We start from the raw sequence: 22,446 nt of genomic DNA on the forward strand, positions 1-22,446 counted from the left end.
CCAAAGGGGGCGGGCCACCGGACCAAGCCGGCCATCAGCGCAATGTTACCCCTTATGGCCAGGCCGCATGGCCACGCCGCCCGGAGGCGGGCCGGCCATGAAGGGGTTTTACATCGCCGGGGTCAATGCCGCTTGTGCGTCGCCTTCTTGGCGGGCGCGGCGTGCTTGGCCGCCCTGGGCGGCTTGCCCGCCTTCTTGGCGTCGGCGCGCCGCTCCTTGGCGGTCTGTCCCTTCAGCGCGGCGGGCTTGGGCGCCGCCGCCTTCTTCACGCGGCGCATCGGCTCTTCCGGCCCGCGGGCCGCTGCCTTGCGCAACGCGTCGAAACTCGTGCCCTGCACCAGGCGGAATTCGATGCGGCGCGCTTCGAGGTCGACACGCGCCACCTGCACCTGCACCTTGTCGGTCAGACGGTAGCGCATGCCCGTGCGCTCGCCGCGCAATTCGTGCAGGGCGTCGTTGAACTGGAAGTACTCGCCGCCCAGTTCGGAGACGTGCACCAGCCCTTCGACGTGCAGCGTATCCAGCGTGACGAAGATGCCGAAGCTGGCCACGCCGGTGACGGTGCCGCTGAAGTCCTCGCCCACGCGCTCCTTGACGAACCAGCACTTGAGCCAGGCCTCCACATCGCGCGAGGCTTCGTCGGCGCGGCGCTCGCTGGCCGACAGCACCAGGCCCATCTTTTCCCAGATGGCGTGCTCGTGCTCTTTCTGCGTGCGGCCGATGACCACCGCCTGGTGATCGTCCAGGCTGGGCACATAACGCTGCCCGGCCAGCAAGGCCTTGATCACCCGGTGCGTCAGCAGGTCGGGATAGCGGCGGATGGGCGACGTGAAATGGCTGTAGCCCGGGTACGACAAGCCGAAATGGCCCATGTTGTCCGGGCTGTAGACGGCCTGCTGCATGGACCGCAGGCACATGGTCTGCAGCAGCTGGTAGTCGGGACGGCCACGCACGGTGTCCAGGAAATCGCCGTAGTCCTTGGCGGTGGGCGTTTCGCCGCCGCCCATCGACAGCCCCATCGTGCGCAGGAATTCGCGCAGCGATTGCAGGCGTTCCGGCGTGGGGCCTTCGTGGATGCGGTACAGGCCAGGATGCTTGCTGCGCGTCATGAAGTCGGCCGCGCACGTGTTGGCGGCCAGCATGCATTCTTCGATCAGCTTGTGGGCGTCGTTGCGCACCGACGGCACGATCTGTTCGATGCGGCCCAGCTCGTTGCAGACGATCTTGGTTTCGACCGTGTCGAAATCGATGGCGCCGCGCTTCTTGCGGCCCTGCACCAGCAGCTGGAACAGCTCGTAAAGATGCTGAACCTGCGGCATGACGGCGCGCATCGCCGCGGCGGCCGGGCCGCCGGGCTGCTGCAATGCCGCCCAGATATTCGTATAGGTAGTGCGGGCATGCGAGTGCATCACCGCGTTGTAGAACTGGTAGGCCGTGACCGTGCCGGCCTTGGCGCCGGTAGCGGGAATCACCATGTCGCAGACCAGCACCAGGCGGTCTACGTCGGGGTTCAGCGAACACAAGCCGTTGGAGAGCGTCTCGGGGAGCATCGGAATGACGCGGCGCGGGAAGTACACGCTAGTGCCGCGTTCGATCGCATCGTCATCCAGCGCGTCGCCCGGACGCACGTAGTGGCTGACGTCGGCAATCGCCACCAGCAGGCGCCAGCCCGGGCGCTTGCGCTGGCCCGAACCCAGCTCGACGGGTTCGCAATAGACGGCGTCATCGAAGTCGCGCGCGTCTTCGCCGTCGATCGTGATCAACGGCACATCGCGCAAGTCCACACGGTCTTTCAGGTCGCTCTTGCGCACCACGTCCGGCAGGCGCGCGGCCTGCTTGCGGGCGGCTTCCGAGAATTCGACGGGCACGTCGAACTTGCGCACCGCGATCTCGATTTCCATGCCGGGGTCGTCGATTTCGCCCAGCACCTCGGCCACGCGGCCCAGCGGCTGCGTATGGCGGGTGGGCTGCTCCATGATCTCGACCGCGACCACCTGCCCGTGCTGGGCGCCGTTGGTGTCGCTGGGCGGAATCAGGATGTCGTGCTTGATGCGCTGATCTTCGGGTACGACGATGGACAAGCCGTGCTCGTGCAGGAAACGGCCCACCAGCTTGTTGGTGCGGCGTTCGATGACTTCGACGATGGTGCCTTCCGGCTTGCCGCGGTATTCGCCCGCCGGCTTGACCAGCACGCGGTCGCCATGCAGCACCTTGAGCATTTCGCGCGGCGACAGGAACAGGTCCGGGCCGCCGTCGTCACGCAGCAGGAAGCCGAAGCCGTCGCGGTGCCCCAGCACCTTGCCGGCGACGAAGTCCAATTTGGTGGCCAGCAGCAACACGCCCTTGCGGTTGGGCATCAACTGCCCGTCGCGTTCCATGGCGCCCAACCGGCGCTCGAACCCGACCATCGTCGCGGCACGCTCGACGCCCATGCGTTCGGCCAATTCCACCGGAGACAACGGCGAACCCGCGGCTCGGAGCGCGGTCAAAATGGCTTCACGGGACGGGACATCGGGATCGAAGTCCGGCGGCGCTTCGGGCAAGGGTGTTGATCTATTGTTTTTCGATTCGTTATTCGATCGTTTTGCCAAAGCTGAAATTTCCGTATATAATGCGCAGCTTCTGTGGTTCGCCCAAGGCTGAACACTGAAGCAGAAATGGTCAGAGGGGTCGAAAGACCCATTGTAAAACCAACTGCGCTCGGGACGCATGTTTTAGTTAAGTCAGTACGCTGGAAACAACGTACAGCCCTTAATAAAAACAAAGCAACTAGAGCGGCAGCGTATCACATAGTTCTGACAGTATCTTTCAGTGCCCAGGTGGCGGAATTGGTAGACGCGCACGGTTCAGGTCCGTGTGCCGCAAGGTGTGGAGGTTCGAGTCCTCTCCTGGGCACCACGGAATTTAGATCGGATCAGCTTTCGGGCTGGCCTGACAGGTAAAGCGGTAAACAAAGCAGTACAGTCAGTAGAAGAAGTGAAGCAGAAGTGAAGCGCGCAAGCGCTTCCCAGTGCCCAGGTGGCGGAATTGGTAGACGCGCACGGTTCAGGTCCGTGTGCCGCAAGGTGTGGAGGTTCGAGTCCTCTCCTGGGCACCACCCGCATATAAGTCTGACCCGCATTCAGTTGGGTTTGGATAGCAAGGCTGAAAGCCCCGAAAATCGAAAGATGTTCGGGGCTTTTGCTTTGTGGCGTTTGTGGTTTTTTGGCATTAACACTCAACGCCACGGCACTTTTCGCTGCAAATGATGGCGAGCGTATAAATCTTCGCCCATGCCTTCGATCTGACCGTCGATCAAGGCCTCGAAAGGCCGCAGCAACGCATCGGCACGCATCGGCGCCTCAAGCGCGTTCAATGCATGCGTCACGGCTTCGATCGTGGACAACGCGCCCGGGATGTCGGCATGCCGCACACGGTAGCGCGTCGACAGCCCCGCCGGCAGCATCACGCGAGGCAGCGCCGCAAGCTCGGGATTGATATGCAGCAGCTTGCGCGCATGCCCCCAGGTTCCGTCCGGCACGATCAATTGGATCGGTTGACCCAGATCCTGGCCATACCCCGGATTCAGGATGTCGGCCGCGGGGCCGGGAAACAACAGGCGCGGCGCGTAGCCCGGCTCGGCCCAATCGGCGATTGAAAAATATTCACCCACCACGCGCCGTGCGCCGGCCAGCCCTAATACAGCCAGCCTGGCCGTGTTCAGCGCATGGCGCGATTCGCTGGGATGCTGCAGGACCACGACGCGGGTGCGGCATGACAAGGAAGGAATAAGCGCGCACAGGCAGTGCGATTCAGGACGCAGGCAACGCGTGCAAAGGGATCGGGACATGGGGCGACACTATATCGAAACTGGCCCGCTCGAAAAAATGCGGGAAAAAATGAAAAACAGCCGCCGTCGTCACTTGCACGCCATAAAAAAAGTATGCATAATCTCGTTTCTCTGCTGCTGAACAAGAAACGAAGCGAAAGCGACGCAACAAGTGAAGCATCAGCGCCCAGGTGGCGGAATTGGTAGACGCGCACGGTTCAGGTCCGTGTGCCGCAAGGTGTGGAGGTTCGAGTCCTCTCCTGGGCACCAATTATTACATCACGAGGTACCTGTCGTGATGCGCCAAGAAGAACCCCGTTCGTGAAAACGACCGGGGTTTTTTCTTTTCCGGCCCCGGCATCACCGGGGCCCTCGCTGCCCTATCTCAGCACGCGCGTCATCACGACGTGCGGCATCCCGGCTTCGACGAATTCCTCGCCTTCCACGGTAAAGCCGTGCGCCTCGTAGAATCCGGCCGCATGGGTCTGCGCATGCAGCACCAGCATGCGGTGGCCGTCGCCGTGGCCTTGCCCGATCAGTGCATCCAGCAACTGGCCGCCCACACCCATGCCGCGCGCCTTCTTGTGCACGGCCATGCGGCCGATGTGGCCGTCGGGCAGCAGGCGGCCCGTGCCCATCGGCGTGCCGTCCGGTCCGTACGCCACGGCATGCACCGACACGGCGTCGTCGTCGTCCAGCTCGATCTCGGGCGGCACCCGCTGCTCGACGACGAATACCTCGTAGCGAACCGAGTAGGCATCTTCGCGCAGCCGGTCCCACGTACCCAATGCGATACGCACCGTTGATTGCTTGTTGGTCGACATCTCCGTTCCCTCGCGTGCAGCGCATCAATAATAAATATCCTACGCCGCATTCTCTCAGGGATGGCAATCGGACGAAAAGGGGTACGATCGCGGCTTGCCCACGTTGCCCAGGCACGACATGACGCCCCTCGCCCCACCGGCTTGGCTGAAAGCCGCACCCGCGCTTTTCCTGCTGCTGTGGTCCAGCGGATTCGTCGTGCTCAAGATCGGGCTGGCCTACGCCGACCCCATGACGTTCCTGGCCGTGCGCTACGCCTGCGTCGTCCTCATCCTGCTGCCCTTCATACTGATCCTGCGCCCGCCCCTGCCGCACGGCGCCAGCGCATGGGGCCATCTGGCGATGGTCGGCCTGCTGTTGCAGGCCGGCTACTTCTGCTTCACCTATCTCTCTTTGAAGCTGGGCATGTCGGCGGGCGGCATGGCGCTGATCGCCTCGCTGCAGCCGATCCTGATCGGGCTGCTGGCCCCGTTGATCGCGCACGAACGCGTCGATGCCCGGCGCTGGGCCGGGCTGGGGCTGGGGGTGGCGGGCGCCGCGCTCGTCATCGTCGCCAAAGCGTCCATCGACGTGCTGGCGCCGCTGGGGTTGCTGTTCGCCGTGGGCGCGCTGCTGTGCATCACGGGCGGCACCCTGTACGAAAAGCGCTATGGCGCGCAGACGCACCCGGTCACCTCCAACCTGGTGCAGTACGCGGTCGGGCTGGCCGTGTCGGCGCCGCTGGCCGTCTGGCTGGAACCCATGCGCATCGAATGGACCGGCCCGCTACTGGCGTCGCTGGCCTATCTGGTCGTGGGCAATTCGCTGATCGCCATCACGCTGCTGCTGACCATGATCCGACACGGCGAAGCCTCGCGCGTGTCGGCGCTGTTCTTCCTGGTGCCGCCCTGCACCGCTGTCCTTGCCCTGCTGGCGCTGGGCGAGCCCGTCCCGATGCTGGCGTGGCCGGGCATGGCGCTGGCGGCGGTCGGGATCCTGCTGGTCACCCGCAGCGCGCGGGCGCCGCAAGTAGAATAGGCGCCTTCCCGCGCCTCTGGCCTGCCCGCACCTTCACCCATGAATGCCGTCGTCACCGCCGCCTTGCCGGTCTTTGCGCTGATCCTGACTGGCTGGCTGGCCGCCCGCCTCAAGCTGCTGGGGCCCGGCGCCACCGATGCGCTGAACCGCTACGTGGTCTACCTTTCCCTGCCCGCCTTGCTGTTCCGGGCGATGACGCAGGTGGACCTGGCGCATATGGCGCACTGGGGCTTCGTCGGCGCGTTCGCGGGCGGCATCGCCGTCACGTTCCTCGTGTCTTTCCTGCCGGGACGGGGCGGCCGGCGCGCGTTGACCGACCGCAGCATCGAAGGCCTGGCCGCGTCCTACGCCAACGCCGGGTACATGGGCATCCCGCTCTGCCTGGCGCTGTTCGGCGCTGAAAGCCTGGCGCCGGCCGCCTTCACCACGCTTCTGACCGCCAGCGTCCTGTTCGGCTTCGCCATCGCGATGATCGAATTCGACCGCCAGCAGACGCCCAACATCGCGGCCACCCTGCTCAAGGTCGGCCGCGCGCTGATGCGCAACCCCTTGCTGGCCGCCCCGGTGCTGGGCCTGGCGTGGGCATCCACCGGCGTGGCGCTGCCGGAAGGCGTGGACCGCTACGTGTCGCTGCTGGGCGCATCGGCCAGCCCCTGCGCGCTGGTCACGATCGGCTTGTTCCTGGCGCAGACGGAAACGTCCACGGCAGGCCCCGGCGTGCTGCGCCTGGTGACAGGCAAGCTGCTGCTGCAGCCGGCCGTGACTGCCGTACTGGCCTTCGCCGTTTTCTCCATGCCCCCCCTGTGGGCCTGGACCGCCGTGCTGATGAGCGCGCTGCCGATCGGCACCGGCCCCTTCATGCTGGCCAAGATGTATGGCCGCGACGCCCGGGTGACGTCGCGCGCCATCCTCGTATCGACCGTGGCGTCGGTGCTGACCGTCAGCCTGCTGGTCGCCTGGATCAACGCCCACCCCTTGCCCTGACCGCCCCCATGCTACTTGCCGCCGCCATCTTCGTCCTGACCATCACGCTGGTGATCTGGCAGCCCAAAGGGCTGTCGATCGGCTGGAGCGCCGTGATCGGCGCCGGCCTTGCCCTGGCGACGGGCGTGGTCCACGTGGCCGACATCGCGGACGTGTGGCGCATCGTCTGGAACGCCACCGCCACCTTCATCGCCATCATCGTCACCAGCCTGATCCTGGACGAAGCGGGCTTCTTCGAATGGTCGGCGCTGCACGTCGCCCGCTGGGGCGGCGGGCGCGGGCGACTGTTGTTCGTGCTGATCGTGCTGCTGGGCGCCGCCGTGTCGGCGCTGTTCGCCAACGACGGCGCGGCGTTGATCCTGACGCCCATCGTCATGGAGATGCTGCTGGCCTTGGGCTTCGGGCCGGGCGCCTCGCTGGCCTTCGTGATGGCCGCCGGGTTCATTGCCGACACGGGCAGCATCGCGCTGATTGTGTCGAACCTCGTGAACATCGTGTCGGCGGATTTCTTCGGCATCGGCTTCGGCGAATACGCGTCCGTGATGCTGCCGGTCAACCTGATGGCGGTCGCGTCCACGCTGGCCGTGCTGCTGCTGTTCTTCCACAAGAGCATCCCGCCGCGCTACGACGTGAGCCAGCTGCCGGCGCCCGCCTCGGCCATCCGCGACCCGATCACGTTCCGCGCTGGCTGGATCGTGCTGGCGCTGCTGCTCACGGGCTTCTTCGTGCTGGAACCCATGGGCATCCCCGTCAGCGCGATTGCCGCGGCCGGCGCGCTGGGCCTGCTGCTGATCGCCGGGCGGCAGCACGTCGTGGGCACGCGCAAGATCATGCGCGAGGCGCCCTGGCACATCGTGATCTTCTCGCTGGGCATGTACCTGGTCGTGTACGGCTTGCGCAACGCCGGCCTGACCGCGCACCTGGCTCAAGTGCTGGACCGCTGCGCCGAATACGGCCTGTGGGGCGCCGCGATGGGCACCGGCCTGATCACGGCGTTCCTGTCGTCCATCATGAACAACCTACCGACCGTGCTGATCGGCGCGCTGTCGATCGCGGACACCAGCGTCACGGGTCCGGTGAAGGACGCGATGATCTACGCCAACATCATCGGCAGCGACCTCGGCCCCAAGATCACCCCGATCGGCAGCCTGGCCACGCTGCTCTGGCTGCATGTGCTGGCGCGAAAAGGCTTGCGCATCACGTGGGGATACTACTTCAAAGTAGGTATCGTCCTGACGCTGCCGGTGCTGCTGCTGACCCTGGCCGCCCTGGTCTGGCGACTGCAATAGGCGCCACGGCACCCCCATATAACTTTTAGTTATTATTGACTGATTATTTGATGGTTTGAGGGCGTTAAGGCCCGCCTTACACTTCCAACATTCCGACGGGCGCCCCTTACGCGCCCGTTTGCATTGACGATTCAGATCCCACCGGGACGCCCCATGAGCTCCAACGCCTCTACTTTGCCCCTACCCTCGGCCCTGCCGCCCATCCGCATCAACCGCGCACCACTCTGGATCGCGCTGTTGCTGGTGCTGGCCGGCGCGCTGTACTTGAACCAGACCGTCAGCTGGCGCCAGGGCGCGCTGTGGGTCGTCGGCGCGCTGCTGGGCGTGACGCTCTATCACGCCTCGTTCGGCTTCACGCAGGCGTGGCGCGTGTTCGTGTCCGACCGCCGTGGCGCCGGCTTGCGCGCGCAGATGTTCATGCTGGGCGTCGGCGTGCTGCTGTTCTTCCCCTTCCTGGCCTCGGGTTCGCTCTTCGGCCAACCCGTCGCGGGACTGGTGTCCCCGCCGGGCGTGTCGGTCGTGCTGGGCGCATTCCTGTTCGGCATCGGCATGCAATTGGGCGGCGGCTGCGCATCGGGCACGCTGTTCGCGGTGGGCGGCGGCAATACGCGCATGCTGGTCACCCTGCTGTTCTTCATCGTCGGCTCCGTGGTCGCCACCGCCAATTTCGGCTGGTGGTCCGCCCTGCCCGCGCTGGCACCGACATCGCTGATCAAAACCTGGGGCCTGGCGCCTGCGCTCATCGCCAACCTGGCGGTGTTCGCGCTGATCGCCTGGGGCGCCACCGCGCTTGAAAAGCGCCGCCATGGCCACGTGATCTCGTTCGCGTCGCGCACCGCGCGGCCAGTCTCGCTGCTGCAAGGCCCGTGGCCCCTCATCTGGGGCGGCGTGGCGCTGGTGGTGCTGAATTTCGCGACGCTGGCGCTGGCCGGCCGCCCCTGGGGCATCACCTCGGCCTTCGCGCTGTGGGGCGCCAAGGCCTGGAACGCGGTTGCCGGCGACGTGGCGACCTGGGCTTACTGGAGCAAGCAGCCGGCATTGGCCGCGCCCTTGCGCCAGGACGTCACGACCGTCATGGACATCGGCCTGATGCTGGGCGCGCTGGCCGCCGCCAGCGCCGCCGGCAAATTCGCCCCCATCTGGAAGGTGCCGGCGCGTTCGCTGGCAGGAGCCGTCATCGGCGGCCTGCTGCTGGGCTATGGCGCCCGCCTGGCCTTCGGCTGCAACATCGGCGCCTACTTCAGCGGTATCCTGTCGGGCAGCCTGCACGCGTGGGTGTGGCTGCCGGCCGCGTTCGCCGGCAGCGCGCTGGGCGTGCGCCTGCGCCCCGCCTTCGGGCTGGCGGTCGAAAAGACTCCGCCGCCCTCCAGCTGCTGAGGCCCGCTGCCGGAAAACAGTGTTCCAGGAACAGCCCCCTGTTTAGGGGGCTTTCTTTTTTTTCGACGGTTCAGCTGGTGTATGGTTGCTCCATTCCGCAACACGGAGAGGACTATGAGCTGGATTGTCGGCCGCTACACGGCTTTTATATTGACCCTGGCGGGTGCGGCGGTCACCGCCGTGCTGGCGTTCACGAGTTCGCTCTGGTGGCTTTGGGCCGCCGTCCCGCTTGCGATGCTGGGCGCCTTGGGCGTCTATGACCTGATCCAGACGCGCCATGCCATCCGGCGCAACTACCCCGTTCTGGGCAACCTGCGCTTCCTGTTCGAATTCATCCGCCCCGAGATCCGCCAGTACTTCCTGGAAGACGATACCCAGGCCGCGCCGTTCTCGCGCGCGCAACGCTCCATCGTGTACCAGCGCGCCAAGCGCGAGATCGACAAGCGCCCTTTCGGCACGCAGGAAGACGTCTACGGCGACCGCTATGAATGGATCAACCATTCCATGTCGCCCTCGCACATCAACGACACGAATTTCCGCGTCACCGTGGGCGGCCCCGACTGCAAGCAGCCGTATTCCATGTCGGCGTTCAACGTGTCGGCCATGAGCTTCGGCGCCCTGTCGGCCAACGCCATCATGGCTTTGAACGAAGGCGCACGCCAGGGCGATTTCGCGCACGACACCGGCGAAGGCGGCATCAGCCGCTATCACCGCCAGCCCGGCGGCAGCCTGGTGTGGAACATCGGTTCGGGCTACTTCGGATGCCGCGACGAGCATGGCGCGTTTTCGGAAGAAGCCTTCGTCAAGAACGCCTGTACGCCGCAGGTGAAGATGATCGAGATCAAGCTGTCCCAAGGCGCCAAGCCGGGGCATGGCGGCATCCTGCCGGCGGGCAAGGTCACGCCCGAGATCGCGGAAGCGCGCGGCGTGGCCGCCTGGCAGGACTGCAATTCACCGGCCAGCCACTCGGCGTTCGACACGCCCATCGGACTGATGAAGTTCGTGGCGCGCCTGCGTGAACTGTCCGGCGGCAAGCCGGTGGGCTTCAAGTTCTGCGTGGGCCATCCGTGGGAATGGTTCGCCATCGTCAAGGCCATGCTGGAGACCGGCATCACGCCGGACTTCATCGTCGTGGACGGCGCCGAAGGCGGCACCGGCGCCGCGCCGGTGGAGTTCGTCGACCATGTCGGCACGCCGTTGCGCGAAGCGCTGCGCCTGGTGCACAACACGCTGATCGGCGTGAACCTGCGCGACCGCATCAAGCTGGGCGCGTCGGGCAAGATCATCACGGCCTTCGACATGGCGCGCGTGATGGCCATGGGCGCTGACTGGTGCAACGCCGCGCGCGGCTTCATGTTCGCCATCGGCTGCATCCAGGCGCAAGCCTGCCATACGGGCAAATGCCCCACGGGCGTCACCACGCAGGACCCCATGCGCCAACGCGCGCTGGTCGTGCCGGACAAGGCGCAGCGCGTGACCTACTTCCACAGCAACACGCTGCACGCGCTGGCCGAACTGCTGGCCGCGGCTGGCCTGACGCATCCCAACCAGCTGCGCCCGCACCATATCGCGCGCCGCATCTCTTCCAGTGAAATCCGGCTGCTGTCGGCGCTGTTCCCCGAACTGGCGCCAGGCGAACTGCTGCGCGGCGAATTCCGCCACCAGGTGTTCCGCGTGGGCTGGGCCATGGCGCAGGCGCAGTCGTTCCAACCCACTCGCGACATCACCACGGCGCTGGCCGAGCAACACGTCTAGGCCCAGCCGAAGCCGGGCCGGCGCGGATGTCCGGACGCTACAGCCAGCGTTCGAACATCCGCGAGAAGAACTCCATGAAACGGTCATCGGCGCCGCGGTCGCGCCACGCGTCCGGCGTGATCTGCACCGAGTCGGCCACATCGCGCTGGAACAAAGCCTCCATTTCGCCGGCGAATCCCGGCCCCAGCACTACCGCGTTGATTTCGTAGTTCAGCGCGAAACTGCGCCAGTCCATGTTGCTGGACCCCACCGTGGACCACACGCCGTCGACGACAGCCGTCTTGGCGTGCAGCAGCGCGTCGCGCCGTTCGTAGAGCTTCACGCCGGCGCGCAGCAAATCGGTGTAGTGCGATCGCCCCGCATTGAACACCAGCGACGAATCGCTGAAACCCGGCAGCACCAGCACCACATCCACGCCGCGGCGGGCGGCATCGGACAGCACGTCGATGAACGCCGGGTCGGGCACGAAATACGCCATCGTGATGTGGATGGACTTCTGCGCGCTTTCAAAAGCGGACATCAGCGTCAAGTAAACCGTATAGCCGTCACTGCGGTCGGGCTGGTTGGCCAGGATGCGCACGCGGGTGTCGCCGGCCGGCGGCGCGACACGCTCCCCGCCTCCGGCCAGCGGCTCATCGGACTGCAATGCCCAGCCAGCCTGGATGACCTGCTCCAGCTGCGCGACTGCAGGGCCTTCGATGCGCAAGTGCGTATCGCGCCAAGGCGCCGCTTTCGCGTCGGTTTTCGCCGCGTCTTTTCCTGCTGCCTGGCTCGAGCCTGATCCTGGGCCCGATCCCGAGCCGGCCCCCGGCGACGACTCGTACACGCTGCTGACATTGATGCCGCCCAGATAGCCCACCTTGCCATCCACCACCAGCACCTTGCGATGGTTGCGCTGGTTCGGAGACCACCCGGCCCGCGCGCCGGCGGGATTGACGGGATTGAACACCGCTACCTGCACGCCCGCGTCACGCAGACGCTGGAACAGTGCGTCAGGCGTCTTGATCGTGCCTACCGCATCCACCATCAATGCCACGTCGACCCCGCGGTTGCGCGCCGCGATCAGGGCTTCGGCAAACCGCGCGCCCTCAGCGTCATCGTCGAAGATATAGGTTTCCATGTGCACGTAGCGGCGGGCCTGCCCGATGGACTGCAACATGGCCTGATAGGTGCTGGGGCCGTCGGCAAGCAGGCGGACACGGTTGCCCGCCGTCAGCGGCGTGCCGCTGACGGCCTGTTCGACAGCCAGATGGCGTGCCAGGAAATCGTCTTTGGGAGTCTTCGGATCCGCCGCGATGTCCTGCCCGCGACGGTAGCTATCGCGGGCCGCATCGGCGGACAAGCCCGCTTGCTCCTTGCGCGCCTCGCGGTCTTGCGCATCCGGCACGCTGGCGCAGGCCGCAAGAATAACGGCGGCACAGGCCAGCAGCAGCGCCTGCGCCCAGCGGCGGGCAGCGGGCAGCCATGAAGCCGCGCCCGATCGCGATCCGCATCCAGCCAGGGCTGGCGGCGGAGGCAGCGCGGGCGGCCTCATGGCGAAGGCGGCTTAACGCCTGCCGCCCGCCACCAGGCAGCCCAGCAGCGCGCCGACCAATGCGGCCACGCCAACGGACTTCCAGGCATTTTCGTGCACGTACTCGTCGGCATAAGCCGTGGCGCGGCGGGCGCGTTCGCGCGCGGCGCCTTCCCAATCGCCCGCATGATCGCGGGCTTGCGCCACCTGCTGCTTCAGGCGGGCGCGGGCCGATTCGATTTCGGAGCCGGTATAGGAAGCCGTCGAACGCAAGAGGTCTTCCGTGCCGGCGAGCAGCTCATGGAAGCTGTCGTTGACCCGGTCGCGATGCAAAGCCATCTCCGCGCGTTGGTGCTTACGATTCATAGTCGCTCCTTTTGTGAAGGTATTGGGCCTTCCGGCGTGCCGGGGCGCTTGCGTGCCCGCAGCGACAAGCGGTCGACCATGACCCCATTGTGCCGGGCATTCGCGGGCGCCGCCCGAGCTTTCGCAACCAGCCGTAATCCGATATTTCAGCGGAGCGAAACTTGCTGGACGAATGCCTGGAACCGCCGCCCCATTCCCCGACCAGCCGCTCCGATTTCGTAAAAGTCCATTGCATTCAGCGGCTTAGCGCTTGACAGCGGAACCCCCATGACCGCAACAATAGCCCTTTGCAATGCGATTCAACCGCCTAAAAAAAGGAAGTGAACGCATGGTTTCCCCTTCAGCAGTGCTTGCCCACACCGCGCAGGAGTATCAGGCGCGCCCCTCCCCGGCACTCAGCGCCGAACAGGCCGAACTGCGCGACGGCCTGCTGGACCATCCGGCGCACATCGACCCCAAGTTCCTGTACGACGCGCTGGGCTCATCGCTTTTCACCGCCATCACCCAACTGCCCGAGTACTACCCCACGCGCTGCGAAGCCGAGATCTTCCAGCGCCACGGACAAGACATCGCGCGGCATATCGGGCCGGTGCAGTCCTTGATCGATCTGGGCGCGGGCGACTGCGTCAAGGCCGAACGGCTCTTCGCCAGCTTGCGCCCGCGGCATTATGTCCCGATCGATATCTCCGCCGATTATCTGCAAGCCGCCGTGCGGCGCCTGCAGCTGTCGTATCCCGACCTGCGCGTGACTGCGATCGGCCAGGACTTCTCTCAAGCGCTGGCCTTGCCGCCCGGCATCCCCGCCGAACAGCGGCTGTTCTTCTATCCAGGTTCCAGCATTGGCAACCTCAGCCCCGACGACGCGCATGCCATGCTGCAACGGATCCGGGCCCAATGCCAGGGCGGCGGCCTGCTGGTAGGCGTGGACCGCGTCAAGCCCAGGCAGGTCCTGGAGCCCGCTTACGACGACGCGCTGCACCTGACCGCCGCCTTCAACCTGAACCTGCTGCGCCACGTGAACCAGGTGCTGGGCACCGACTTCAACGTGGACGACTGGCGCCACATCGCGCTGTTCAACGCCGCCAGCTCACGCATCGAAATGCACCTGGAAGCGAAACGCGCGGTACGCGTGGCCTGGCCAGGCGGTGAACGCGGCTTCAGCGCTGGCGAACGCATCCATACCGAAAATTCCTACAAATTCACCCCGCCAGCCTTTGCCGACCTGCTGCAAAGCGCCGGGTATCGGGACGTGGCGCACTGGTCGGATTCGCGCGGCTGGTTTTCGGTTTTCAGCGCCCGCGCCTGACGCGGACGCCCCATCAACGCCACTGGAGGATCGCCATGGAACCTGCCTGCCTGCTGACTCATCCCGCCACCGGACCCTATGCCAGCGGACAGGCCGGCCAGCATGACCGCTATGACGCAGTGCGAACCACCAGCACGGCGCTGGCGGCACCGCTCAGCCCCGAGGACTGCCAGGTGCAATCGATGCCCGATTGCAGCCCCGTCAAATGGCATCTTGCGCACACCACCTGGTTCTTCGAGACCTTCCTGCTGACGCAATTCCATCCGCCCTACACGATGTTCCATCCGCAGTACCGGGTGCTGTTCAACTCCTATTACAACGCGATCGGCGCCAAGCATCCACGCCCGCAACGCGGCCTGCTGTCGCGCCCGTCGCTTGCCGACGTGCTGCACTACCGCCAGCACGTGGACACCGCCATGCACGACTTGATTTCCCGCCTGGGCGGCAATGACCCGGACTTCGACGCCCTGCTGGAGCTGGGCCTGAACCACGAGCAGCAACATCAGGAACTGATCCTGACCGACGTGAAGCACATGCTGTCGGCCAACCCGTTGAAGCCCGCCTACGTGACCGGCGGCTCCCCGGCACTTCCTCCCGGGACGCCAGCCGGCTGGACCCGCTACGGCGGCGGCATCACCCGCATCGGCCACGACGGCCGCGGCTTCGGCTTCGACAACGAAAGCCCCGCCCACGAGGTGCTGCTGGCGCCGTTCCATCTGGCCGACCGCCTGGTCACGCAGCACGAATTCCTGGCCTTCATCCGCGACGGCGGCTACAAGCGGCCCGAACTCTGGCTGTCGGCCGGCTGGGACCGCGTGTGCGCGGATGGTTGGCGCGCCCCGCTGTATTGGGAGGGCCAGCGCGACGACTGGCGCGTGTTCACGCTGCGGGGCATGCAGGAACTGGAATTGCAGGCCCCCGTCACCCACGTCAGCTACTTCGAGGCCGATGCCTATGCCCGCTGGGCCCGCGTGCGCCTGCCGCGCGAAGCGGAATGGGAACACGCCGCCCGCCAACTGGCCGACCCCGCCTTTCCCGGCCGCGCGAACATGCTGGAAAACGGCCACCTGGACCCGCGCCCCGCGCCGGCCCGCAATGGGTCGGGCGGCCCGGTCCAGCTGTTCGGCGACGCATGGGAATGGACCGCAAGCGCCTACGACGCCTACCCCGGCTTCAAGCCCGACGCGGGCGCGGTCGGTGAATACAACGGCAAGTTCATGTGCAACCAGTACGTGCTGCGCGGCGGCTCCTGCGCCACGCCGCGCGACCACGTCCGCGCCAGCTACCGCAATTTCTTTCCACCTGACGCCCGCTGGCAGTTCTCGGGCATCCGCCTTGCCCGGGACGTCTGACACGTCCCTTCAAGTTTTTGCCTTGCCCCCCGCTTGCATGGCAAAAAAGTTTCGTGCTAGAATTTCGTTCTTCGTTACTCAGCGCTACAAAACAAGCACTGAATAGCGGGGAAAAGCAGGACAAGAGTAAGACCCAAGTTGGCGCATTAGCTCAGCCGGTTAGAGCGACGGAATCATAATCCGCAGGTCCCCTGTTCGAATCAGGGATGCGCCACCAGAATTCAGAAAGGCCCTCACTTCGGTGAGGGCCTTTTGCATTGCGGCGAGCGCTGCAACTGGGGTACATCCCAAGCGGGGTACATCCCAAGCAACTGCGCCTGAAGCAACTGCACCTGAAACAACTGCGCCTGAAACAACTACACCTTGCGCAGCATGTCGCGGCGCTTGCCGCCCCAGGTTGCCGACAGGCTTGCCACAAAGGCGCCGATCAGCATCGAGGCAAAGCCCCACAGCGCGAAGGCGGCGGCGGCCTTGCGGGCGGCGTCGGCGGCTTCCTTGGCTTTTTGCTTGGCGTCTTCGGCCGCCTTCTTGGCGTTGGCGATCGTCTGCTCGACGCGGCGCTGCGCCACGGCCGGTTCCGTGCCGGTCTGCGCGGCCACCACCTTCACGACATAGTCGCGGTCTTCGGGCGCCATGTCGCCGCGCGCCAGGCTCATCGCCACGATGCGGCCCACTTCCGCCCGGGCGGTGCTGCGGTCGCCGCCCGCATCGGGACGATCCGAGCGCATCAGCGTGTCGGTCAAGTAGTCCGTGGCCTGACCCATGCCACCACTGCTCGCGCCTGCGGCAGCGGCTGCCGTGGCCGCCGCTCCCGCCCCGGCCGCCACCGTCGCGCCGGTCTTGGCCGCGCCGGACACCACCGTGGCGATCACGGAACCCAGCAGCACGGCGCTGACCACCGCGCTCAACGCCCACACCAGGAAGCCATGCGCCGTGTCGCGGAAGTAAACCTCGTCCGAATGCACGTCCACCCATTTCGTGCGCAGGCGTCCGGCCACATAGCCGCCGATGCCGTAAGACACGATCTGCGTGAAGAGCATCCATCCGATGATGCCGATGCCGACCGCTGGCGCCGACACCCCCTCGTCGGCCCAGGGCGACACCGACAGGAAGCCCAGGCCCGTGCCGCCGGCGAACAGCGCCAGCGACAGCGCGGCAGCGATCACCGCGCCGGCGAATACGGCGGCCCAGGATACGGCCGAGACAGCCGATTCATGGGGAGGCACGGCGCCGGCATAAGGCTGGCTCAGTGAAGATGCGTTTTCCATGGTGATTCCTTGTTGATTGTTTTGTCGCGGCGGCCACAGGCCAAGCCCGCAGCGGTGCCGTTGCAAGAAACCGCAGGCACGTCAATGCCAGAACAGCGCCAGCAGGATGATGATGGGAATGGGCACCCCTAGCAGCCACAGCAGGATGGAACGCATATCGGACTCCTCATGGTTGTCATTGAATCGCGGCGACACCGGCGTTCAGGCCAGGTCAATCGCGCCGGGCAAGCGCGGATCCGGCGCGGGCGGCGTCGGATCGTGCGACGGCGGGTCGTCGGGCGGCTGGTTGGGATCCGGCAACGGATCGTCGGGCGGCAGGTTGCCGGGTAGAGAGGGATCGTCCGGCGACAGGTCGTCGGGCAGGCCGGGTTCTCGATGCGGGGATGGGGTCATGGTGTGCTCCTCCGGCGCCAATCGCGCCGCCCGCTCTACAGCAATTGGCGTTCCCGATTCGGAAAACCCGTCCCGCCAGCCGCAAAAAAAGCCCTCTACCGAGGGCTTGCCGAAGGCGTTCAGCGATGCGGGATCAGGACTTGGCCTTGTCGTCCTTGGGCAACACCAGGGCATTAATGCCGTCGCCGCCAAGAAATGCCATCACGGCCGCCTTGCCGGCGGCCGACGCCTCGTCCTGGCTCCCATAGCGCCTCTCGGAATAATTGGTGCTATGCACATTGCCCGATTCGGGATCGAGCAAGGTGATGATCCACGCGAACTCGCCGGGCATCAGCTGCCTGACCTGTAGCGTGGCACGCGTGCCGGGACGCAATCTATGCGGCATCTGGCAGCCTTATCAGTAATGGGATGCCGTCATCGTAGCGCAAAGCCGCGAATCGCCGGCAACGTACCGGCACCGCGCCGCCCATGCGCCGAACGCCGTTCGAAATGCTGCGGACGCACATGATTCCATGCTGCATGCCCCGCGGCAAAAATGCCACACCACGGGGTTCGCGCCAGGAAAACCCTAGGGTCCACACCGCGAATACAGGCGCACAATCAGTACAAACATATAGACCGCACAAGCGGCGCCGCATCCCTTTAATCAGGCGAGGACGGAGACAACATGACTTATGTAGCAGTGGTTATCAGCTGTTTGATGGTTATGGGTATCGTCGCGTTGGTGATTCAAACGATTCAAAGCGCAGGGCCTGAGCCCTGGCTGAAGATTTCGGCGGCGATTGTCAGTTCAACCTTTGCTTCGCTCTTGTTGATCCCGCTGGGCTACGCAGTGGCCCAGACCATGCTGATCGACTGACGCTACCGCTATCGCGGCCACCTGCCCGGGCTATCCGCCCCGGGCGGGTTTGCCTCGTGTCGCCGCCCAGCACAACAATGAACCGGCGGTGACCATCGCCACGCCTTGCCAGAATGGCGGGGTCAGGCGGGTCGACAGCCATACGGCCGCGAAGAAGGTGGACAGCACGGGGGTGAAATAGGACGCCGTGGCCAATAAGGTCAGGTTGCCTTTCAGTATTCCCACGTTCCACAATGCATAGCCGGCCGCCATCGCACCGCCGGTGACGCACAGTTCGAATGTGGCGGATCCGGTAAATGCCAGCGCCGGCTCGGCGCTGAAGCAATACTTGATCCACAATGCCGCCGCCGTCAGCATGAAAAACAGCGCGACGCCATTCTTGCCGTCGGCGTACCGCTTTGTCACGTTGCAATAGACGGCCCAGATAATGGCGCCACTGAATGCCAATCCATAACTCAGGGGGTTGCTCGATACATTGGCCAGGGTGCGTTCCCAAGACAGTCCGCCTGATCCGCCCACGACCCAGACGATGCCGCATACCGACAGCAGAATTCCCGGCACGACCCACGCGTTGGCCCGCTGGCCATTGATGACGATCGCCAGCACCACAGTCAGGCACGGCCAGAGATAGTTGACGATGCCAAGCTCGATGGCCTGCCCGCGGTCAAGCGCGAACCCCAAGGACAGCGACAGGCAGATCTCGTAGGCGACGAACAGCAGACTGCCCACGACAAGATAGCGCCGGGGAAAACTGCGCAATTTCGGAAAGCCCAGCAGACACACCAGAAAAACCGAACCCACCGTATAAATGAGCGCGGCGCCGCCGATGGCGCCGAAGCTCTCGCTGACGCTGCGAATCAGGCCGACCACCGTGCCCCATAGCAGGATCGCCAGCAAACCTAGGATAGTGGCCGTATTCCGGCCAAGGGAAATTTGCATTACCGTTCCGCTTGCTCTGCTGCATGCCGCATTGCCTGCAAGCCAGGCGCGGCGTCAGGCGGGCAAGTGTAGCGAATACCAGGCGTTAACGTAGTGATCGGCCGGCACGGGGGGAAATCCGTGCCAACAAGCGACATACCCACTGGAACAATGAACAAGAGGGAGTAGCATCCGCATGGCCATTTCCATACGTAGATTGAGCGATGTGCTCGCCAGCACGGAGTCTGGCAGGCTTTATCGGATTGAAGTCTTCTTGCAAGCGGACGACCCGGGAACCATGGACCCGCCGCCGCCCACCACACGCTATATCCTCAGGACGTCGGAAGGGGAACACGTCATCGCCTTGGGCGACAAGCGGTATCGCCTGAAATCAGGGGAAGTGCTGACGGCCCTGGCGCCGCAACAGGCGCCTGCCCCGGCGTGACGGGTTGAGCGCCTGGGAGCCGCTCCCGCCTCACAGATCGGATGCCACCCGCCGCTTGCCCTGCCCCTTGGCCTTGTACAGCGCCACATCGGCACGTTCCAGCAATTGCAGCATCGTGATGCCAGACTGCGGATAGATGGCGATGCCCACGCTGGCCGACACCGCGACGCGGATACCCGGATAGGGCAAGGACAGGCTCTCGACCAGCGCCTCGGCCACGATCTGGGCGTTTTCCTGGCCCACGCCCATCAGCAGCACCGCGAATTCGTCGCCGCCCAGGCGGGCCGCCACGTCGGATAGCCGGATCGCGCGAGCCATCCGGTCGGCGGCTTCCTTCAGCACGGTGTCGCCGGCGGCATGGCCATGCAGGTCGTTGACGGCTTTGAAGCCGTCCAGATCGATCGCAAGGATGGCGAAGGACTCTCCGCTGCGCTGGGCCACCGCCAATTCGCGCAGGATCAGCTCGCCGAACAGCACCCGGTTGCACAAGCCCGTCAGCGGATCGTAGTGCGCCAGATGCTGGGCATGCGCCAACATCCGCGAGGCCTGCAACAACGCCGTGCCGACCTCTTGCGCCTCTTTCACGCGGGTCAGCGGCAATTCGACGGTGCGGCCCTCGCCCAGCGCCAGCGCCGGGCCGACCAGGCCCTGCACCGCCGAGGTCAGGCGGCTGGCCAGGCGCAAGGCCAGCCACAGCCCCAGGCCGAACGCGAACAAGGTGCCCAGCGCCAACCAGGCGATGGACCGGTATAGGTCCATCGTCAGCAGGGTCATGGGCGCGCCAGCCGCGACCGTCCAGCCCGACACTGCCGACCGGCTGAACGCGGTGTAGACCGGCGTGCCTTCCTTCGTGGTGCTTTCCAGCGCGCCCTCGCTTTCCTGCTGCACGGCTTGGGCCAACGTGGGAACCGCCTTCTGCCCCACGAACTTCTCGGCGTCGCGGGTGCGGGCGACAATGGTCCCCGAGTTGTCCAGCACGGCCGCCACCCAGCCGTCGGGAAGTGCCCGGCGGCCCAATGCGTTGCCGATGCGGCTGGGCGAAAGACCCACGTTCAGGCTGTAGACGACCGCGTCGCCGCGCACCACCGGCACGCCCAGCGCAATCGTCGGTTTTTGGCTGACGCCGCCCGTGAACAGCCGGCTCAGCACGGGTGAGCGCGTCTCGAATACCCGGTTCAAGTCCTGCATCGCACCGCTAAGCGGCAAGGTCGTGCCGTACGGCACCAGCGTGTTGATGATCTGCTTGCCCTCACGGTCGGTCAGGACATAGCTGTCCACGATCTGGAACCGCAGCGATTCCCGCGCGCGCTGATGGAAACCCGCCAGGTCGCCGCTGATCAGATCCGGCGAGGACGCCAGCATCTGCACGCCCGCTTCGACGCCTGTCAACTCGCGGTCAAGGATGGCGGTCAGGTTGCGGGCCAGGAAAATCGTGTCGCGGAAGATGCGTTCTTTCTGGATGGCGTAGCTTTCATACACCGCTATCGACGCCACGATAAGGGCCGGTGAAATACAGGTGAAAACGAGCACCAGCAAACCGGTCCTCATCGAGTACCGGTGCTTCGGACGAGTCCTCGCGCCAGCCAGGCTTTCGCCGTCAGCCATCGCCCATCCCTCTTGTTCCCATGCGCCTCCCCCATGTCGTCCACGGCGCTGCCGCGCCTTCTGGCGACGTGCACCGCGTCCCCAATTTACTCCGAAATTTTCGGGCAGGCGACGACTTCCTGACACATGGATACGCCTGGTCATCCTTGTATGGTGTAGGTGCGCCCTCTGCAGTGGGGAGGGCGCTGGGGTATGGGACGTCGTCATCCATCAGCCGGTAGGCGCCGGACTGCCACAACGAGAGCATCCCACCCCGCCTCACAGCGTCGATAAGGAATCTAGCGGCCAGGACCGCCGATTGATCGCAAGGTAACGCCCGAGGCGAGGCTACCCCAGCGGACTTAACGTATCGCAGGGAGAGCAATCATGCAAACATCAGGCTGTTTTATTGGGGTCGATGTCGGTAAATTTGAGCTGCAAGTTGCCGGTCATGAAGGAGGGATTGTGGCGGGCGTGCTGCCCAACAATCGTTCCAGTATCGTCGGTTGGCTCAAGCGTTTGCCCGCCGGCAGCGTGATCGCGATGGAGGCGACTGGGGGCTACCAGGAGTTATTGGCCCGCACGGCGCACGACCAGGGATTTGAGGTTTACGTCCTGAACCCTACCCATGTGCATCATTACGCCATCTCGTTGGGCAACCGGGGCAAGACCGATCGTCTGGATGCCAAGGTTATTGCGCAGTACATCGCACAGCGGCGTACAAAACTACACCGTTATGAGCCAATATCGCCAGAGCTGCAACAGGCCAAGTCGCTCCAGGCGCTTCGGTCAACGGTGGTGCGCGTAGGCACGTCGTTGAGGCTGTCCGCGCAGCGCCATGGTTGCGCCAGCAGCCATCAGAAGAAGGCCCTGGCAAGCCTGAACTTGTGGGCCGAACAGCTTGAGCGGGAGTTGATCGCCACGATCAAGGCCGACAGTGAGTGGGCCAAGACCTACGGCCTGCTGACTAGCATCTGCGGCATCGGCCCGATCAATGGCGCGGCCCTGACGACCTTGTTCAACCGGGTCCACTTCGCCAGCAGCGATGCAGCGGTGGCCTTCTGCGGGCTGGACCCCAGGCCGAACGAGTCCGGTAGAAAGACGGGCCGGCGGCGCTTGAGCAAACAGGGAGACAAGGCAGCCAGGACCTTGCTCTACAACGCGGCCAGTTCGGCAGCGCGTTCGATCTACTTCAAGGATTACTACGCCATGCTCCGGGCACGCGGCCTGGCTTCGACGGCAGCCTTGGTGGTGATTGCGCGCAAACTCTTGCGCATCGCCTACGGGGTCTGGCGCACTGGTCAGCCCTTCGATCCTGGGAAATTGCGGCCGGTTATGGGTTGACCCAAACCATAGAATCTCGTTGACGGCGGGTTGCTACTATCGCCGC

General features: G+C 65.2%; 20 protein-coding genes and 4 tRNA genes. 14 read left to right on the top strand and 10 right to left on the bottom strand.

Annotated features, from left to right (window positions below; translation table 11 throughout):
• Positions 1 to 122: 122 nt before the first annotated feature.
• The gene (rnr, locus tag A9973_RS23560; protein ID WP_183016085.1) at positions 123 to 2,591 is read right to left on the bottom strand and encodes a ribonuclease R; all 2,469 of its coding nucleotides are present in this window, start codon (positions 2,589 to 2,591) and stop codon (positions 123 to 125) included.
• Positions 2,592 to 2,813: 222 nt separating this feature from the next.
• Between rnr and A9973_RS23565 the strand changes: the two genes are divergently transcribed.
• Positions 2,814 to 2,898, top strand: a tRNA-Leu gene (locus A9973_RS23565).
• A 114-nt stretch (positions 2,899 to 3,012) separates the two neighbouring features.
• Positions 3,013 to 3,097: transfer RNA gene (locus A9973_RS23570), tRNA-Leu, on the top strand.
• Between the two features lie 120 nt (positions 3,098 to 3,217).
• Here A9973_RS23570 and A9973_RS23575 read toward each other — a convergent pair.
• The gene (locus tag A9973_RS23575) at positions 3,218 to 3,829 is read right to left on the bottom strand and encodes a tRNA-uridine aminocarboxypropyltransferase (RefSeq protein WP_183016086.1); all 612 of its coding nucleotides are present in this window, start codon (positions 3,827 to 3,829) and stop codon (positions 3,218 to 3,220) included.
• Positions 3,830 to 3,993: 164 nt separating this feature from the next.
• Between A9973_RS23575 and A9973_RS23580 the strand changes: the two genes are divergently transcribed.
• A tRNA-Leu gene (locus tag A9973_RS23580) sits at positions 3,994 to 4,078 on the top strand.
• A gap of 110 nt (positions 4,079 to 4,188) precedes the next feature.
• Here the strand turns inward: A9973_RS23580 and A9973_RS23585 are convergent.
• Positions 4,189 to 4,632: a GNAT family N-acetyltransferase gene (locus A9973_RS23585; RefSeq protein ID WP_183016087.1), complete on the bottom strand. Its 444-nt coding sequence runs from the start codon at positions 4,630 to 4,632 to the stop codon at positions 4,189 to 4,191.
• A 118-nt stretch (positions 4,633 to 4,750) separates the two neighbouring features.
• Between A9973_RS23585 and A9973_RS23590 the strand changes: the two genes are divergently transcribed.
• From A9973_RS23590 to A9973_RS23610, 5 genes are all read left to right on the top strand, one after another.
• Positions 4,751 to 5,647, top strand: coding sequence for a DMT family transporter (locus A9973_RS23590; protein WP_183016088.1), 897 nt, complete (start codon positions 4,751 to 4,753; stop codon positions 5,645 to 5,647).
• Positions 5,648 to 5,686: 39 nt separating this feature from the next.
• A complete protein-coding gene (locus A9973_RS23595; protein WP_183016089.1) occupies positions 5,687 to 6,631 on the top strand; it encodes an AEC family transporter in 945 nt (314 codons plus the stop codon).
• 8 nt (positions 6,632 to 6,639) lie between these two features.
• On the top strand, positions 6,640 to 7,920 hold the full coding sequence (locus A9973_RS23600) for an arsenic transporter (RefSeq protein WP_183016090.1): 1,281 nt from the start codon (positions 6,640 to 6,642) through the stop codon (positions 7,918 to 7,920).
• A 153-nt stretch (positions 7,921 to 8,073) separates the two neighbouring features.
• Positions 8,074 to 9,297, top strand: coding sequence for a YeeE/YedE family protein (locus A9973_RS23605; protein ID WP_183016091.1), 1,224 nt, complete (start codon positions 8,074 to 8,076; stop codon positions 9,295 to 9,297).
• A 114-nt stretch (positions 9,298 to 9,411) separates the two neighbouring features.
• Positions 9,412 to 11,052 (top strand): FMN-binding glutamate synthase family protein, encoded by a 1,641-nt coding sequence (locus A9973_RS23610; RefSeq protein ID WP_183016092.1) that lies wholly within the window; start codon positions 9,412 to 9,414, stop codon positions 11,050 to 11,052.
• A 37-nt stretch (positions 11,053 to 11,089) separates the two neighbouring features.
• Here A9973_RS23610 and A9973_RS23615 read toward each other — a convergent pair whose 3' ends face one another.
• The gene (locus A9973_RS23615) at positions 11,090 to 12,586 is read right to left on the bottom strand and encodes a phosphatidylserine/phosphatidylglycerophosphate/cardiolipin synthase family protein (RefSeq protein ID WP_370539527.1); all 1,497 of its coding nucleotides are present in this window, start codon (positions 12,584 to 12,586) and stop codon (positions 11,090 to 11,092) included.
• A 12-nt stretch (positions 12,587 to 12,598) separates the two neighbouring features.
• A complete protein-coding gene (locus A9973_RS23620) occupies positions 12,599 to 12,931 on the bottom strand; it encodes a YqjD family protein (protein WP_183016093.1) in 333 nt (110 codons plus the stop codon).
• A 328-nt stretch (positions 12,932 to 13,259) separates the two neighbouring features.
• Between A9973_RS23620 and egtD the strand changes: the two genes are divergently transcribed.
• The 3 genes from egtD to A9973_RS23635 all read left to right on the top strand — a co-directional run bounded on the left by egtD (position 13,260) and on the right by A9973_RS23635 (position 15,806).
• Positions 13,260 to 14,237: an L-histidine N(alpha)-methyltransferase gene (gene egtD, locus A9973_RS23625; protein ID WP_183016094.1), complete on the top strand. Its 978-nt coding sequence runs from the start codon at positions 13,260 to 13,262 to the stop codon at positions 14,235 to 14,237.
• A gap of 35 nt (positions 14,238 to 14,272) precedes the next feature.
• A complete protein-coding gene (gene egtB / locus A9973_RS23630) occupies positions 14,273 to 15,589 on the top strand; it encodes an ergothioneine biosynthesis protein EgtB (protein ID WP_183016095.1) in 1,317 nt (438 codons plus the stop codon).
• Positions 15,590 to 15,729: 140 nt separating this feature from the next.
• A tRNA-Met gene (locus A9973_RS23635) sits at positions 15,730 to 15,806 on the top strand.
• Positions 15,807 to 15,945: 139 nt separating this feature from the next.
• Here the strand turns inward: A9973_RS23635 and A9973_RS23640 are convergent.
• The 3 genes from A9973_RS23640 to A9973_RS23650 form a co-directional block, all read right to left on the bottom strand.
• A complete protein-coding gene (locus tag A9973_RS23640) occupies positions 15,946 to 16,857 on the bottom strand; it encodes a hypothetical protein (RefSeq protein ID WP_183016096.1) in 912 nt (303 codons plus the stop codon).
• A 201-nt stretch (positions 16,858 to 17,058) separates the two neighbouring features.
• Positions 17,059 to 17,250, bottom strand: coding sequence for a hypothetical protein (locus A9973_RS23645; protein WP_183016097.1), 192 nt, complete (start codon positions 17,248 to 17,250; stop codon positions 17,059 to 17,061).
• Between the two features lie 133 nt (positions 17,251 to 17,383).
• Complete coding sequence (locus A9973_RS23650; RefSeq protein ID WP_183016098.1) at positions 17,384 to 17,635, bottom strand: hypothetical protein; 252 nt, start codon at positions 17,633 to 17,635, stop codon at positions 17,384 to 17,386.
• A 282-nt stretch (positions 17,636 to 17,917) separates the two neighbouring features.
• Here A9973_RS23650 and A9973_RS23655 point away from each other — a divergent pair, with 282 nt between their 5' ends.
• A complete protein-coding gene (locus A9973_RS23655; RefSeq protein ID WP_105558470.1) occupies positions 17,918 to 18,109 on the top strand; it encodes a hypothetical protein in 192 nt (63 codons plus the stop codon).
• A 30-nt stretch (positions 18,110 to 18,139) separates the two neighbouring features.
• On the opposite strand, the gene yddG is transcribed toward A9973_RS23655, so the two are convergent.
• On the bottom strand, positions 18,140 to 19,048 hold the full coding sequence (yddG, locus tag A9973_RS23660) for an aromatic amino acid DMT transporter YddG (RefSeq protein ID WP_183016099.1): 909 nt from the start codon (positions 19,046 to 19,048) through the stop codon (positions 18,140 to 18,142).
• 175 nt (positions 19,049 to 19,223) lie between these two features.
• Between yddG and A9973_RS23665 the strand changes: the two genes are divergently transcribed.
• The gene (locus tag A9973_RS23665; protein WP_183016100.1) at positions 19,224 to 19,472 is read left to right on the top strand and encodes a 6-phosphofructokinase; all 249 of its coding nucleotides are present in this window, start codon (positions 19,224 to 19,226) and stop codon (positions 19,470 to 19,472) included.
• 30 nt (positions 19,473 to 19,502) lie between these two features.
• Here A9973_RS23665 and A9973_RS23670 read toward each other — a convergent pair whose 3' ends face one another.
• Entirely contained in the window at positions 19,503 to 21,077 is a 1,575-nt protein-coding gene (locus A9973_RS23670; protein ID WP_183016101.1) for a sensor domain-containing diguanylate cyclase, read from the bottom strand.
• A 366-nt stretch (positions 21,078 to 21,443) separates the two neighbouring features.
• On the opposite strand from A9973_RS23670, the gene A9973_RS23675 reads away from it, so the two are divergent.
• Positions 21,444 to 22,400 carry an IS110 family transposase gene (locus tag A9973_RS23675; RefSeq protein ID WP_183016102.1) on the top strand — a complete coding sequence of 319 codons (957 nt, stop codon included), beginning with the start codon at positions 21,444 to 21,446 and terminating at the stop codon, positions 22,398 to 22,400.
• Positions 22,401 to 22,446 lie beyond the last annotated feature (46 nt).

The sequence above is a fragment of the Achromobacter sp. UMC46 genome, assembly GCF_014170335.1.
Classification (GTDB): Bacteria; Pseudomonadota; Gammaproteobacteria; order Burkholderiales; family Burkholderiaceae_B; genus Achromobacter.

Coding starts and splice junctions, on each gene's coding strand:
- A9973_RS23650 (WP_183016098.1), bottom strand. CDS start 17,635: ATGCCGCATAGATTGCGTCCCGGCACGCGTGCCACGCTACAGGTCAGG.
- A9973_RS23655 (WP_105558470.1), top strand. CDS start 17,918: ATGACTTATGTAGCAGTGGTTATCAGCTGTTTGATGGTTATGGGTATC.
- A9973_RS23645 (WP_183016097.1), bottom strand. CDS start 17,250: ATGACCCCATCCCCGCATCGAGAACCCGGCCTGCCCGACGACCTGTCG.
- yddG (WP_183016099.1), bottom strand. CDS start 19,048: ATGCAAATTTCCCTTGGCCGGAATACGGCCACTATCCTAGGTTTGCTG.
- A9973_RS23575 (WP_183016086.1), bottom strand. CDS start 3,829: ATGTCCCGATCCCTTTGCACGCGTTGCCTGCGTCCTGAATCGCACTGC.
- egtD (WP_183016094.1), top strand. CDS start 13,260: ATGGTTTCCCCTTCAGCAGTGCTTGCCCACACCGCGCAGGAGTATCAG.
- A9973_RS23615 (WP_370539527.1), bottom strand. CDS start 12,586: ATGAGGCCGCCCGCGCTGCCTCCGCCGCCAGCCCTGGCTGGATGCGGA.
- A9973_RS23620 (WP_183016093.1), bottom strand. CDS start 12,931: ATGAATCGTAAGCACCAACGCGCGGAGATGGCTTTGCATCGCGACCGG.
- A9973_RS23595 (WP_183016089.1), top strand. CDS start 5,687: ATGAATGCCGTCGTCACCGCCGCCTTGCCGGTCTTTGCGCTGATCCTG.
- egtB (WP_183016095.1), top strand. CDS start 14,273: ATGGAACCTGCCTGCCTGCTGACTCATCCCGCCACCGGACCCTATGCC.
- A9973_RS23600 (WP_183016090.1), top strand. CDS start 6,640: ATGCTACTTGCCGCCGCCATCTTCGTCCTGACCATCACGCTGGTGATC.
- A9973_RS23590 (WP_183016088.1), top strand. CDS start 4,751: ATGACGCCCCTCGCCCCACCGGCTTGGCTGAAAGCCGCACCCGCGCTT.
- A9973_RS23585 (WP_183016087.1), bottom strand. CDS start 4,632: ATGTCGACCAACAAGCAATCAACGGTGCGTATCGCATTGGGTACGTGG.
- A9973_RS23670 (WP_183016101.1), bottom strand. CDS start 21,077: ATGGCTGACGGCGAAAGCCTGGCTGGCGCGAGGACTCGTCCGAAGCAC.
- A9973_RS23675 (WP_183016102.1), top strand. CDS start 21,444: ATGCAAACATCAGGCTGTTTTATTGGGGTCGATGTCGGTAAATTTGAG.
- A9973_RS23665 (WP_183016100.1), top strand. CDS start 19,224: ATGGCCATTTCCATACGTAGATTGAGCGATGTGCTCGCCAGCACGGAG.
- A9973_RS23640 (WP_183016096.1), bottom strand. CDS start 16,857: ATGGAAAACGCATCTTCACTGAGCCAGCCTTATGCCGGCGCCGTGCCT.
- A9973_RS23610 (WP_183016092.1), top strand. CDS start 9,412: ATGAGCTGGATTGTCGGCCGCTACACGGCTTTTATATTGACCCTGGCG.
- A9973_RS23605 (WP_183016091.1), top strand. CDS start 8,074: ATGAGCTCCAACGCCTCTACTTTGCCCCTACCCTCGGCCCTGCCGCCC.